The organism is Bradyrhizobium sp. SSBR45G, assembly GCF_030159255.1.
In the GTDB taxonomy this organism is placed as follows: Bacteria; Pseudomonadota; Alphaproteobacteria; order Rhizobiales; family Xanthobacteraceae; genus Bradyrhizobium.
Genome location: NZ_BSCT01000054.1, coordinates 1 through 12458 on the forward strand (window position 1 = coordinate 1; position 12458 = coordinate 12458).

The 12458-nt window shown below is 65.7% G+C and carries 13 protein-coding genes; 7 read left to right on the forward strand and 6 right to left on the reverse strand.

Annotated elements, in window-relative coordinates; all coding sequences use genetic code 11:
• Positions 1 to 106: 106 nt before the first annotated feature.
• From QQL87_RS34930 to QQL87_RS34940, 3 genes are all read right to left on the reverse strand, one after another.
• The gene (locus tag QQL87_RS34930) at positions 107 to 691 is read right to left on the reverse strand and encodes a tautomerase family protein (protein ID WP_284423636.1); all 585 of its coding nucleotides are present in this window, start codon (positions 689 to 691) and stop codon (positions 107 to 109) included.
• Positions 592 to 2190: a histidine--tRNA ligase gene (gene hisS / locus QQL87_RS34935; RefSeq protein WP_284423637.1), complete on the reverse strand. Its 1599-nt coding sequence runs from the start codon at positions 2188 to 2190 to the stop codon at positions 592 to 594. Before hisS ends, QQL87_RS34930 begins: the two co-directional genes overlap by 100 nt.
• Positions 2191 to 2589: 399 nt before the next feature.
• On the reverse strand, positions 2590 to 3669 hold the full coding sequence (locus QQL87_RS34940) for a branched-chain amino acid aminotransferase (protein WP_284423638.1): 1080 nt from the start codon (positions 3667 to 3669) through the stop codon (positions 2590 to 2592).
• Positions 3670 to 4015: 346 nt separating this feature from the next.
• On the opposite strand from QQL87_RS34940, the gene QQL87_RS34945 reads away from it, so the two are divergent.
• The 3 genes from QQL87_RS34945 (at position 4016) to QQL87_RS34955 (ending at position 7210) form a co-directional block, all read left to right on the forward strand.
• On the forward strand, positions 4016 to 4567 hold the full coding sequence (locus tag QQL87_RS34945) for a MarR family winged helix-turn-helix transcriptional regulator (protein ID WP_284423639.1): 552 nt from the start codon (positions 4016 to 4018) through the stop codon (positions 4565 to 4567).
• Positions 4564 to 5295, forward strand: coding sequence for a response regulator (locus QQL87_RS34950; protein ID WP_284423640.1), 732 nt, complete (start codon positions 4564 to 4566; stop codon positions 5293 to 5295). The genes QQL87_RS34945 and QQL87_RS34950 overlap by 4 nt, the downstream gene beginning before the upstream one ends.
• A 526-nt stretch (positions 5296 to 5821) precedes the next feature.
• Positions 5822 to 7210, forward strand: a complete 1389-nt coding sequence (locus tag QQL87_RS34955) for an ATP-binding protein (protein ID WP_284423641.1) — start codon at positions 5822 to 5824, stop codon at positions 7208 to 7210.
• A 263-nt stretch (positions 7211 to 7473) separates the two neighbouring features.
• On the opposite strand, the gene QQL87_RS34960 is transcribed toward QQL87_RS34955, so the two are convergent.
• Both QQL87_RS34960 and QQL87_RS34965 read right to left on the reverse strand, forming a co-directional pair.
• Positions 7474 to 8019 carry a DUF3617 domain-containing protein gene (locus QQL87_RS34960; RefSeq protein ID WP_284423642.1) on the reverse strand — a complete coding sequence of 182 codons (546 nt, stop codon included), beginning with the start codon at positions 8017 to 8019 and terminating at the stop codon, positions 7474 to 7476.
• 85 nt (positions 8020 to 8104) lie between these two features.
• Entirely contained in the window at positions 8105 to 8410 is a 306-nt protein-coding gene (locus QQL87_RS34965) for a hypothetical protein (protein WP_284423643.1), read from the reverse strand.
• A gap of 169 nt (positions 8411 to 8579) precedes the next feature.
• Between QQL87_RS34965 and QQL87_RS34970 the strand changes: the two genes are divergently transcribed.
• The 4 genes from QQL87_RS34970 (at position 8580) to QQL87_RS34985 (ending at position 11344) form a co-directional block, all read left to right on the forward strand.
• Positions 8580 to 9044, forward strand: a complete 465-nt coding sequence (locus QQL87_RS34970) for a hypothetical protein (RefSeq protein ID WP_284423644.1) — start codon at positions 8580 to 8582, stop codon at positions 9042 to 9044.
• Positions 9045 to 9177: 133 nt separating this feature from the next.
• Positions 9178 to 9882 carry a ribonuclease T2 family protein gene (locus tag QQL87_RS34975; protein WP_284423645.1) on the forward strand — a complete coding sequence of 235 codons (705 nt, stop codon included), beginning with the start codon at positions 9178 to 9180 and terminating at the stop codon, positions 9880 to 9882.
• Between the two features lie 132 nt (positions 9883 to 10014).
• Positions 10015 to 10875, forward strand: coding sequence for a 23S rRNA (adenine(2030)-N(6))-methyltransferase RlmJ (locus tag QQL87_RS34980; protein WP_284423646.1), 861 nt, complete (start codon positions 10015 to 10017; stop codon positions 10873 to 10875).
• A 253-nt stretch (positions 10876 to 11128) separates the two neighbouring features.
• Positions 11129 to 11344, forward strand: a complete 216-nt coding sequence (locus QQL87_RS34985; protein ID WP_006612991.1) for a cold-shock protein — start codon at positions 11129 to 11131, stop codon at positions 11342 to 11344.
• Between the two features lie 252 nt (positions 11345 to 11596).
• Here QQL87_RS34985 and QQL87_RS34990 read toward each other — a convergent pair whose 3' ends face one another.
• The gene (locus QQL87_RS34990) at positions 11597 to 12232 is read right to left on the reverse strand and encodes an outer membrane protein (RefSeq protein WP_284423647.1); all 636 of its coding nucleotides are present in this window, start codon (positions 12230 to 12232) and stop codon (positions 11597 to 11599) included.
• Between the last annotated feature and the right edge of the window lie 226 nt (positions 12233 to 12458).

Below are 12458 nucleotides of genomic sequence, written 5' to 3' on the forward strand. Positions count from 1 at the left end.
CAAATGATGCTAAAACTATCTTAGCGCCTATGGGCTTTCGCCGGGACGACAGCGGTGGTGATCGAAACAGATGCTATTGGCTTCGCTTCGGCGTAACGGCGATCAACTACTTCTTCTGCTCGGCCGCGCGCTCGACGAAGGTCTTGCCGCCCTTCATCTTGTGCGCCAGCGGCGCCTCGTTGATCTGGATGACGACGGCCTCGGGGTCGACGCCGAGATGCGTCACCAGCGCCTTGCTGATGTCTCGCATCATGTTGGTCTTCTGCTCGTCGGTCCGGCCGGCGGCCATGTTGATGGTGATCTCGGGCATTTTTTGCTCCTTCCCATTTACCGTCGTTCCCACGACGAAGTTCTCAAAGGCTCGATCAGTTTGCCCAAATTGCCTAGGAGCATCAGCCCGCTCCTGAGCAAGTCGGGTATCAATGAGTTCGTCATCGCGAGGAGCGAAGCGACGAAGCGATCCAGGGTTGCTCCGAAAGGTCGTTCTTCTTCGCCCTGGATTGCTTCGCTTCGCTCGCAATGACGTACCAAAATCGACGATGTCGTTTGACGTGACGGATGCGCGGGTCACGCCCGCGCGTGACGAATCCCCTATCCCCAGCTCACGTCGTGGCGCGCGAGCACCTCGCGGACGGCGGCGACGAGTTCGTCCTCCTTGGCGGAGACCTGCGCCGGACGGCTCTCGCGCCATTCCTGGTTGGAGGCGATCGCGGCCGCCGCCTTGGCGCCCTCGATCAGGTCCTTGATCTGCACCTCGCCGCGCGCCTTTTCGTCCGAGCCCTGGATGATCACGCAGGGCGCGTTGCGGCGGTCGGCATATTTGAGCTGGTTGCCCATGTTCTTCGGATTGCCGAGATAGAGCTCGGCACGGATGCCGTGACTGCGCAGGGTCGAGACCATCTTCTGATAGTCCGCGACGCGCTCGCGATCGAACACCGTGACGACGACAGGCCCGAACGCCGGCTTCGTATCGAGCTTGCCGAGCAAGGTCAGCGCCGCCTGCAGCCGCGAGACGCCGATGGAGAAACCCGTCGCCGGCACCGGCTCGCCGCGGAAGCGCGAGACGAGACCGTCATAACGCCCGCCGCCGCCGACCGAGCCGAACACCACCGGCTGGCCCTTCTCGTTCGGAATTTCGGCCAGGAGCTGCGCCTCGAACACTGGCCCCGTGTAGTATTCGAGCCCGCGCACGACCGACGGATCGACCGCGATCTGGCTTTGATAGCCGGCGGCATCGACCAGGCGCGCGATTTCGACCAGCTCGTTCAAGCCATCGATCGCGAGCTTCGAGTCGGCAAAGGTCTCGCGCAGCATGTCGGCGATACGGCGAGCGATGTCGTACTCGCTCTCTTTCCGGTCGGGATCACCGACGAGGCGCTGCGCGACGTCCTTGTCGCCGGCATAAGCGAGCGTCGGCGGCGCGACCAGCGTGCGCGCGTTGACGAAGGTCTCGATCTTCTTGATCTGCGTCTCGTCGAGTCCGGCGCCCTTGGTGAAGTCGCCGCTCTCGTCCTTGCGGCCCGGTCCGAGCAACTCGCGCACGCCGCGCTCGCCGAGACGATCGAGCTTGTCGATCGCGCGCAGCACGATCAGCCGGCGGCCGAAATTCTCGTCACCCCCGAGGCCGATCGACTCCATCACGCCGTCGAGCACCTTGCGATTGTTGACCTTGATCGCGTAGTCGCCGCGCGCAATGCCCAGCGCCTCCATCGTGTCGGCCGCCATCATGCACATCTCGGCATCCGCCGCCGGCGATGCGGAGCCGACGGTGTCGGCGTCGAACTGCATGAACTGGCGGAAGCGGCCTGGTCCCGGCTTCTCGTTGCGGAACACGTAGCCCGAGCGGTAGCTGCGATAGGGCAGCACCAGGCCATCGGTGCCGTAGCGCTCGCCGACATAGCGCGCCAGCGGCGCGGTGAGGTCGTAGCGCAGCGAGATCCACTGCTCGTCATCGTCCTGGAACGAGAACACGCCCTCGTTGGGACGGTCCTGGTCGGGCAGGAATTTGCCGAGCGCGTCGGTGTATTCGAACGCCGGCGTCTCCACCGGCTCGAAGCCGTAGCGCTCGTAGACGGCGCGGATCTTCTCGACCATCTCGCGCGTGGCGGCGATCGCGGCCGGGCCGCGATCCTCCAGCCCGCGCGGCAGCCGCGCCTTCAGCTTCTGGGGTTTCTTCGGTTTGTCGGACATGGGACTCGATGCGTAGGGTGGGCAAAGCGCAGCGTGCCCACCATTGGCGGATGACGTCGCAGCGGTGGGCACGGTCCGCTGCGCGGCCCTTTGCCCACCCTACGGGATGGAATGCGTTGCTTGGGTTGGTAGCAGCCGGGGCGGGGTGCGGCAACCCGAAGGGCGGGGCTGGCGCTGGCGCGTGGCATTGCTCACACATCTCAGTGAGAGCCAAGCGCTCGCCGCGCATGCGGTGCACTCCCTCCCCCCTTGCGGGGGAGGGTCGGGGTGGGGGGTCCACACGGGAAGTCTTTGCTGGGACCCCCACCCCCGACCCCTCCCCGCAAGGGGGAGGGGAGCGCAGCGTCAGCGCGGCCAGACTGTGCCGAGAACCTGCAGAGCGTAAGCGAGCCCTGTCCTCTACTTCACATCCCGGATCCAATTGTGCGGATCCGCAGCTCGGCCGTACTGGATGTCGACCAGCTGCTTGCGCAGGCCCATGGCGACGGGGCCGGCCTCGCCGCCGTTGATCAGGACGTCGCCGCTCGCCGAGCGCACCTTGCCGATCGGCGAGATGACGGCGGCGGTGCCGCAGGCGAACGCCTCCTTCAACTTGCCGCTCGCGGCATCGGCGCGCCACTGGTCGATCGAATACAGCTCCTCGCGCACCTCCCGGCCGGCATCGCGCGCCAGCTTGATGATCGAGTCCCGCGTAATGCCCGGCAGGATGGTGCCAAGCGGCGGCGTCGACAGCGAGCCGTCGGCGAACACGAAGAACACGTTCATGCCGCCGAGCTCCTCGACATAGCGGCGCTCGATCGCGTCCAGGAACACGACCTGGTCGCAGCCCTGCGCGATCGCCTCGGCCTGCGCCTTGAGGCTCGCCGCATAATTGCCGCCGCATTTGACGCCGCCGGTGCCGCCGACCGCGGCGCGAGTGTAGTTCTCCGACACCCAGATCGAGACCGGCGCTGGGCCGCCCTTGAAATAGGAGCCGACCGGCGAGGCGATGACCGCGAAGATGTATTCCGCCGAAGGCTTCACCCCGAGGAACACCTCGTTGGCGATCATGAACGGGCGCAGATAGAGGCTGCCCTCGCCGCCCGGGATCCAGGCGCGATCGATTTGAACGAGCCGCTCGACCGCCTCGATGAAAACCTCCGGCGGCAGCTGCGCCATCGCCATGCGCTCGGCCGAGTTCCAGAAGCGCTTGGCGTTGGCGTCGGGGCGGAACAGGTTCACGCCGCCATCGTCGCGCTTGTAGGCCTTCAGGCCCTCGAAGATCTCCTGCGCGTAATGCAGCACGGCGGCCGCCGGATCGAGCGGGAAGTTGGCGCGGGATTCGACGCGCGCGCTGTGCCAGCCCTTGTCCTGGCTGTACTGGACCACGGCCATGTGATCGGTGAACACCCGGCCGAAGCCGGGGTTGGCGAGCTTGGCCGCGCGCTCCTGGTCGGAGGTCGGGTTCGTCGAAGGCCTAATGTCGAATGTCAAAGTCATGTCCTTGCTTCCCCCGCTTGATCGCCATGTGCGAGTTCTGGCGCCGACCCGCCCCATCGGACCAGTCGGCTTTTGAATTTTCAGACCTGCCGCGACCGGCCTTTCAGCCAGTCGCCGGGCAAGCGTGCCACCACAGGACATGCTTTTGCGCCCGGCGGAAGTCCAGTATGGTTTGCCGAAATGCCGCTCGACATCACACGGTTGTTCGCTGCGTGGCCCAGGTTGCCCGTCCGGGTTGCTGACGGCCCCGTTCGGACACGCCCTGAGACCATTGCCCGCCTCTGAAACGATCTAAAATTTCGTAGTGGGCGATTGTTTTGTAACATTGAACCGCAGAAACGTCAATATGGCTGACATAAATTTCTCGTCTCCGACGTTGAGCCCTGAGCTGCGGGCGGCTGAGCCCGCGACGGCCGCCGATGGCGAGCCGCTGCGCTGGGACATCATCGAGCTCCTGTTCTTCGCCTACCGCGATTTCGTCGGCGATGCCGACCACGAGCTGGAGGCGTTCGGCTTCGGCCGCGCGCACCATCGCGTGATGCATTTCGTCACACGCTATCCCGGCCTGAAGGTCGCCGATCTTCTCGACGTGCTGCGCATCACCAAGCAGTCGCTCGGACGCGTGCTGAAGCAGCTGCTCGACGAGGGCTACATCGTGCAGAAGACCGGCAACAATGATCGGAGGCAGCGCCTTCTTTTCGCCACGCCCAAGGGCGAGGCGCTGGTGGCCAAGCTGGCCGGACTGCAGACACGGCGCATCGACCGCGCGCTGGAGCAGGTCGGACCGGCCGGCGCCGAGAAGGTCCGGCAATTCCTGCGCGCGATGATCGATCGCGATGATCCGGACAAGGTGCTGGAAGCCATTTTCAGGACGCCTGTCGCCGCTGCCAAGGAGTGACCGTGACGATCGCTGCCATCGCCCCGCATCATCAGCAGACGCCGGCCGACGACGCGCCGCATCTCCTGCTCGTCGACGACGACCGCCGCATCCGCGATCTCCTGTCGCGCTTCCTGCGCGGTGAAGGCTACCGCGTGACGACCGCAGCGAGCGCGAGCGATGCCCGCGCCAAGCTGACGGGCCTGCATTTCGATCTGCTGATCCTCGACGTCATGATGCCCGGCGAAAGCGGCTTCGATCTCGCCCGCTTCATCCGCACGCAATCCTCAGTGCCGATCGTGATGCTGACGGCGCGGTCCGAGCCGGACAGCCGCATCGAGGGCCTGCAGCTCGGCGCCGACGACTATGTCGCCAAGCCGTTCGAGCCACGCGAGCTCGCGCTGCGCATCGGCAACATCCTCAAGCGCGCCGCGCCGCCGCCGGCGGAGGAGGTCATCGAGCAGATCGCGTTCGGGCCGTTCGTCTATCATCTGGCGCGCGGCGAGTTGAAGCAGGGTGAGGAGATCGTCCACCTCACCGACCGCGAGCGCGAGATGCTGCGCATCCTCGCCAATGCCCGCGGCGAGACCGTGCCGCGCGGCGCGCTGACCGGCAACGGCACCGTCAACGAGCGCGCCGTCGACGTCCAGATCAACCGCCTCCGCCGCAAGCTCGAGAGCGATCCAGCCAACCCGCTGTTCCTCCAGGCCGTGCGCGGCATCGGCTATCGGCTGATGATTTCGGGTTGAAAATGAAAACCTGCTCTGACATGACGCGCGCCGTTTTCTCCCGCAGCGATCATGCGAGTCCGCCTCTCTCGAAGGCTGAGGCGTATGGAGCTCTCCCGGCACGGTCCACGGTTATCGCATATGGAGATGCGCAGCCGTACGCGCGAACGATCCTGCCCATTTGTTACTCCGTCATGCCCGGGCTTGTCCCGGGCATCCACGCGGTCCCCAGCATGCCGAACGACGTGGATGGCCGGGACAAGCCCGGCCATGACGACGTGGAAAAGGACGAGCGCAAAACTGCGAACGTCAAATGCGATAGCCCTTCGGCACACTCGGTGCACCCTCTCCCCTTGTGGGAGAGGGTGGCTCGCATGAGCGGAGCGAAATGCGAGCCGGGTGAGGGGTCTGTCTCCGCAGACGAGATCGCGGAGGCATACCCCTCACCCGGTTTCGAACTTCGTTCGAAACCACCCTCTCCCGCAAGGGGAGAGGGTACAGCGAGTATGCCGCTCGCGATCGCGCAACAACAAAGCGCTCCTCGATCATGAGCACGCTCGACACCGGCCTCACCCTCATCCGCACCGCATCCCGCCGCGTGTCGCGGGTCAACAGCGTGGTCGGCAATGCCTTCAAGGGCTGGATGCCGACCGGGCTCTATGCGCGCGCGCTGCTGATCATGATCGTGCCGATGGTGATCCTTCAGACGGTGGTCGCCGGCGTGTTCATGGAGCGGCACTGGAACACGGTGACGCGGCGCCTGTCCGCTGCCGTCGTGCAGGACGTCGCCGCGCTGATCGACATCTACAAGGGTTATCCGCAGGACAAGGACCGCACCATGCTGCGCCGGATCGCGCAGCAGCGGCTCAACCTCGTGGTCGACTTCCTCCCCGCGGGCGACATGCCGCCGCCCGGACCGAAGCCGTTCTTCAACCTGCTCGACCAGTCGCTGTCGAGCCAGATCGGACGCCAGATCAGCCGCCCGTTCTGGATCGACACCGTCGGCCGCTCCAATCTCGTGGAGATCCGCATCGCGCTGGATGACGCCGTGATGCGCGTGTTCGCCCAGCGCGGCGCCGCCTATGCGTCGAACACCGACATCTTCCTGTTCTGGATGGTCGGCACCTCCTCGATCCTGCTGATCGTGTCGGTGCTGTTCCTGCGCAACCAGATCAAGCCGATCCTGCGGCTCGCCGACGCCGCCGAGAGCTTCGGCAAGGGCCGCGAGGTGCCGAACTTCCGGCCGCGCGGCGCGCGCGAGGTGCGGCGCGCGGCTCACGCCTTCCTGGAGATGAAGGCGCGCATCGAGCGCACGCTGGAGCAGCGCACGGCGATGCTGGCCGGCGTCAGCCACGATTTGCGCACCATCCTCACACGCTTCAAGCTCGAGCTGGCGCTGCTCGGCGACAGCCCCGAGATCGACGCCATGCGCAAGGACGTCGACGAGATGTCGCACATGCTGGAGGACTATCTGGCGTTTGCGCGCGGCGACAATGGCGAGATCGCACAGCCGACCGACATCTCCAACGCGCTCGAGGAGCTGCGCAGCGACGCCGAGCGCAACGGCCATTCCGCCACGGTGTCGTTCCACGGCCTGCCGGTGGTCACGGTGAAGCCGCAGGCGCTGAAGCGCTGCCTCGGCAACCTCGTCTCCAACGCCGCACGCCACGCCGACGCGATCGCCATCACCGGCCATCGCGACCACCGCTATCTGACGATCACCGTCGACGATGACGGCCCGGGCATTCCGGCCACCATGCGCGAGGAAGTGTTCAAGCCGTTCCTGCGTCTCGACGATGCACGCAACCAGGACGAGGGCGGCACCGGATTGGGCCTCGCCATCGCCCGCGACATCGCCCGCTCCCACGGCGGCGACATCACGCTGGGCGACAGCCCGATGGGCGGTTTGCGGGCGAGCGTGCGGATTCCGGTGTAGGCGGCGCGCAACGCGCCAATTTGACTCGAGATATCACCAGCTGACGGTGCACTCCCCTCCCCCTTGCGGGGAGGGGTCGGGGTGGGGGTCCACGAGTCCCGCTTTCAATGAGAAAGAGGCAGCCGCCGGCGCGTCGCATGCCTGCCGTCGGTGAGAGATAGCCAATACAGAACGGGCTCCCCACGACGCTCCGCGTCCGGAGACCCCCACCCCCGACCCCTCCCCGCAAGGGGGAGGGGAGCGCACCGTCACTGCGGCAACAACTACTGCTTCACGCCCGGGATCAGGTTCTTCAGCTTGGCCATGTCCTTGACGTTCATCTTCATGCCGCCGGGCATGACGATGTCGCCGGGCTTCTGGTCGGGCTTGCAGGCGCCGAGCCATTTGGCCTCGATCGTCATGGCGGTGTCCTTGGTGCCGGCGCCTGCGGCGCCGCCCTGGATCTTCGACGACGTCTTCACCGTGTAGGCCGAGTTGAAATCACCGGTGATCTCGGCATGCGAGGTCGTGCTCATGCCGCCGAAACTGCAGACGGAATCGCTGACATAGCCGGTCGCGGTCTTCTGGATGTCCTGTTTCGAGCAGGCCTGCTGCGCCATCGGCGAGGTCATGTTGTTCATGTCCTTGTCGGTGGTCTCGTCGGTGCAGTGCTGCATCGTCATCTCCGGCAGCTGCCCGCCGGACCGGATCATCTTCAGCTCCCACAGGCCTGCCTTGCGCACCGGCAGGTCGAGCGCGAAGGCCGCGCCCGCCATCCCGCCCAGGATGCTGCCACAGAGGACTCCGAGGACGAGGCGCTGACGTGTCATGATTGTGTTCCGGCTTTGATGTCGATCGGCGGACCGATGACGCCGAATCATGGCGTTAGTTTAGTCAGGCCTCGATTCGGTTCATTCAGTAGAGCGTCCGCAGCGGCCGCTGCGCCGAGCCATACGGCACCCAGCGGCAGGCGAACGAGACGTAGCCGCCGTAATGGGGATCGACGGCGCGAAACTTCGCGACCTTGCCGTAGGAGGCGCAATGGTCGACCGCGAGCTGGCGCGCATCCGTGGTCTGGGCGAGCTGGTAGGCGATGATACCGCCGGTGTCGTTGCCCTTGAAGGGCGGCACCACGTCCGCCCGGGCGGATGCGACGGCCAGCACCGTCCCAACGGCCACGAGGCCTGCAGTCTTCACGAATCCGGCCCGAAGCGTCGGCATTGCATTCTCCCTGATCTGGTTCGCCATCCTAAAGGTCCTGTCCGGCCAAGAAAAGAACACCGGCCTCGCGTTAACAGGACTAATCGTGGAGTGTTGCCGCGTTGCACTTGACCTCCTGTGGCCGCCGCGGCACGGTCCACGCTCCCGGATCAGACCTTTCGGACGGCCCATGCGCGACCTCAGCACACCTTTCAAGACTTTCGGCGCCGCCTGCGGCGCGCTGCTCGCCGCTTGCGTCATGACCGCTCCGGCCCATGCGGCCAATCCGCTGGAGATGAATTTCTGGCTCTCGGGTCCGAAATATGAAGGTCGCGTGGCGCCCTGCGAGGCCGCCATTCCGACCATCGTGTCCCGGTTCCAGGACAAGGAGAGCACGTTCTGGAATTCGTCGCTGACGATCACCGGCGTCGCCAACGTCCGTGAGATCGCCTTCCGCCCCTGGCAGTCCGACAACATTCCGCGCCGCTTCTGCACCGGCAGCGTCATGATCAGCGACGGCAAGGCGCGCACCCTCAACTACTCGATCATCGAGGATGGCGGCTTCGCCGGCTATGACCAGGGCGTCGAGTTCTGCGTCGTCGGCCTCGACCGCAACTGGGCCTTCAACCCGGCCTGCCGCGCCGCGAAGCCCTGATTTGACGGCGTTTGCCGGATCATTGTCGCCGGCTTGAGCGGGCGAGACGCGTGGCTGCCTTCGGGCAGCTATTTTTGTTCTTGAAATGTTCCCGAGTACTGCTAGGCTCCTGGCATAGTCCGGGGAGTTCGCCATGTTCGATTGCCTGCGCCGACCTGCCGCCCTTTTCGCAACAACGATCGTCTCTTTGGCGCTGCTGCTCGGCGCGCTCGCCGTCGCGCCGGCCGAGGCGCAGGACCGGCGCCAGAACGCGCCGGGGGCGTTCGACTTCTACGTGCTGTCGCTGTCCTGGTCGCCGTCGTTCTGCGCCGAGGCCGAGGAGCGCGGCGGCCGTGGCAGCCGCTCGCAGCAATGCAGCGGCCGGCCCTACTCCTTCGTCGTGCACGGGCTGTGGCCGCAATACGAGGCCGGCTATCCCGAATATTGCGAGCAGCCGTCGCCGCGCCTGCCGCGCAATATCATGTCCTCGATGCTCGACCTGATGCCGGCGCCGGGGCTGATCTACAACGAGTGGGACAAGCACGGCACCTGCTCCGGCCTGTCCGCCAAGGCCTATTTCGAAGCCATCCGCAAGGCGCGCGCCGCGATCAAGATCCCGCAGGAATTCCTCGATCTGTCACAAGCCAAGACACTGGCGCCGGCCGCGATCGAGGACGCCTTCATCAAGGCCAACCCCAAGCTGACGAACTCGGCCATCGCGGTGACCTGCAACCGCACCCGGCTGAGCGAGGTGCGGATCTGCCTCTCCAAGGATCTCGAATTCCGCAGCTGCGACGAGGTCGACCGCCAGGCCTGCCGGCGCGACGAGGTCAACATGCCGCCGTTGCGCGGCGGGTAGCGCCGCGCGCATCGCGCGGCTGCGCGGCATGCCGGCCGGCGCTTGCGGGAGCGCCGCGGCCGTCGGCTCGCTTGCGCGGCCGGCGCATCGACGGGGTACCCTTTTGGCGCGGAACGGCGTAACTCCTGCGGCATGAACTACCGACACGCCTTTCACGCCGGCGGCTTTGCCGACATCATCAAGCACATCGTGCTGACGCGCATCCTGGTCTACCTGCAGGAGAAGCCGGCGGCCTTTCGGGTGATCGACACCCATGCCGGCGCCGGCCTCTATGATCTCACCGGCGACGAGGCCACGCGCAGCGGCGAGTTCCTCACCGGCATTGCACGCCTGCTGCAGGCGCGCCTGTCGGACCAGGCCTACGCGCTGGTCGCGCCCTATCTCGACATCGTCCGACCGTTCAATCCGCCGGGCGAACTGGTCGCCTATCCGGGCTCGCCGCTGATTGCGCGGGCGCTGTTGCGGCCGCAGGACCGCATGACCCTGTGCGAGCTGGCGCCCGTGCCGCGCAAGCAGCTGATCGACGCGCTGCGGCGCGACACCCAGGCCCGCGTCGTCGATCTCGACGGCTGGGTCGCCCTGCCCGCCTTCGTGCCGCCGAACGAGCGGCGCGGCATGGTGCTGATCGATCCCGCGTTCGAGGCAAAGGATGAGTTCGAGCGCCTCGCCGACCGCTTCGCCGCAGCTTTCGCGAAATGGACGACCGGTACCTATGTGCTCTGGTATCCCGCCAAGAGCCGCCGCGCCACCGAGCAGCTCGCCGACCGGGTCGCACATCTCGCAGCTGCGGTGAAGCCGCCCGGCAAAGTGCTGCGCATCGAGTTCAGTGTTGCACCGCAGGTCGAGGGCGAGGCGCTGACCTCGACCGGGCTTCTGGTCGTGAACCCGCCCTGGACATTGCATGATGAGCTCAAGCTGATCCTGCCGGAGCTGGTCAGACCGCTCGGCCAGGGCGGCCCCGCGCGTTTCCGGCTCGACATCCCCAAAGCTTGAAGCAGATGTTCGTCGAAAAGCCGTAGTCAATCGGCGCGGAACCGTATTATTGTGTCTGATTGTAAGACTGGCTTTACGTTCCGCTTCCGCGAATGGTTGCGGCGGGGTGATCAAGGCCTAACAAGATCCGAACGGTCCGGCGTGGCGAGCGCTTGATCGTTAAGGTGGCCAACGCTTTCCGATCAAAGTGATGTCCGGTCGGACGCTGCGCGGGCGCGCAGTGGAGGAAGCATTGCGGGGGAGGAGTTTCCCGATGGCCATGACTGGGACAGTCAAGTTCTTCAACGGCGAGCGCGGCTACGGCTTCATCAAGCCGGACGACGGTGGACGCGACGTGTTCGTGCACATCACGGCCGTGGAGCGCGCCGGATTGAAGGATCTGACCGAAGGACAACGTATCAGCTTCGAGGTCGAGCCGGACAAGAAGGGCAAGGGCCCGAAGGCGGTGAACCTGGTCCTGTCGTCGTAAACCGGGCCTGCTCGGCAAGGCTCACGCCGTTGGCGTGGGCGGTCGCAGCGGGCGCGTCGACGTCAATTCATCAGATGAAAGCTGCCGGCAGCGCAGCCGGCTCGCGTGCAGAGCATTTGCTTGCGTTGTGCGTGCCGGATGCGCGCGCTCGCGCATGGCATGACGTCGCTGGTCGGCGCGAAAAAAATCCCGGCCGCGCGAGCGGCCGGGAGGTTGTCGTTGGACGTTTCTTCTACCTATCCCGTTTTGCCATCAGAAGTGGAAGTTGATGCCTGCACGCACAATTCCAGACCGATAGTCGTTCTTCGCCCCCGTGATCACGAAATTGCTGCTGTCGAGATCGACATAGAGATACTCGATCTTGGCGGTCCAGTTCTGCGCCAGCCCGAACTCGGTGCCGAGACCGAGCGTCCATCCCACTGCGGTGTGCGACTCCGACAGGCCGAAGGTCTCGGCCCGCAGGCCACCGAGCGCGAGACCGCCGGTGCCGTAGAACAGGATGTTGTTGAAGGCGTAGCCGGCACGGCCGCGTATCGTGCCGAACCACGGGTTCGAGAATTTCCACGGCGCGAAGGTGTCGTTGGCGCCGGTCAGGTTGATGTCGCCCTCGAGGCCGAACACCCACGGGCCGTTCTGCCAGTTGTAGCCGGCCGTCACCCCGCCCACGAGGCCAGACGGCTTGGTCGGGCTGTTGCCGACCGTGCCCCATTCGTAGCCCAGCGTGCCGCCGAGATAGGGGCCGGCCCAGCTATAGGCGTTGAGGGGCTGGGCCACGGTATAAGGCGCCCGCTGCCCATAGTTCAGATCGGCCGCCTGCGCCGACACCGATCCGAGAGCCGCTGCACCCAGGCCCGCCGCAGCGGCCGCACCGACCAAGAACCTGTTCATCGCTCACTCCACGCCACTTGCCGTCGCCACCCGGAGCATGCGCCGCGCGACTGAAGCGGCGCGGGCCGGATTGGTTACGGAACTCCTGCTGTTTTCGTGAGCATTTATCGAGAGTTTTAGGTTAAGCGGTTGTTAAGCCCGGTTACCCGTCGATTAATGTGCTTAACGAAGCGTTACCGCCCTGCCCTGTGCATGGGCGCCACCGCATGCTGGCGAGAGCGCGCGC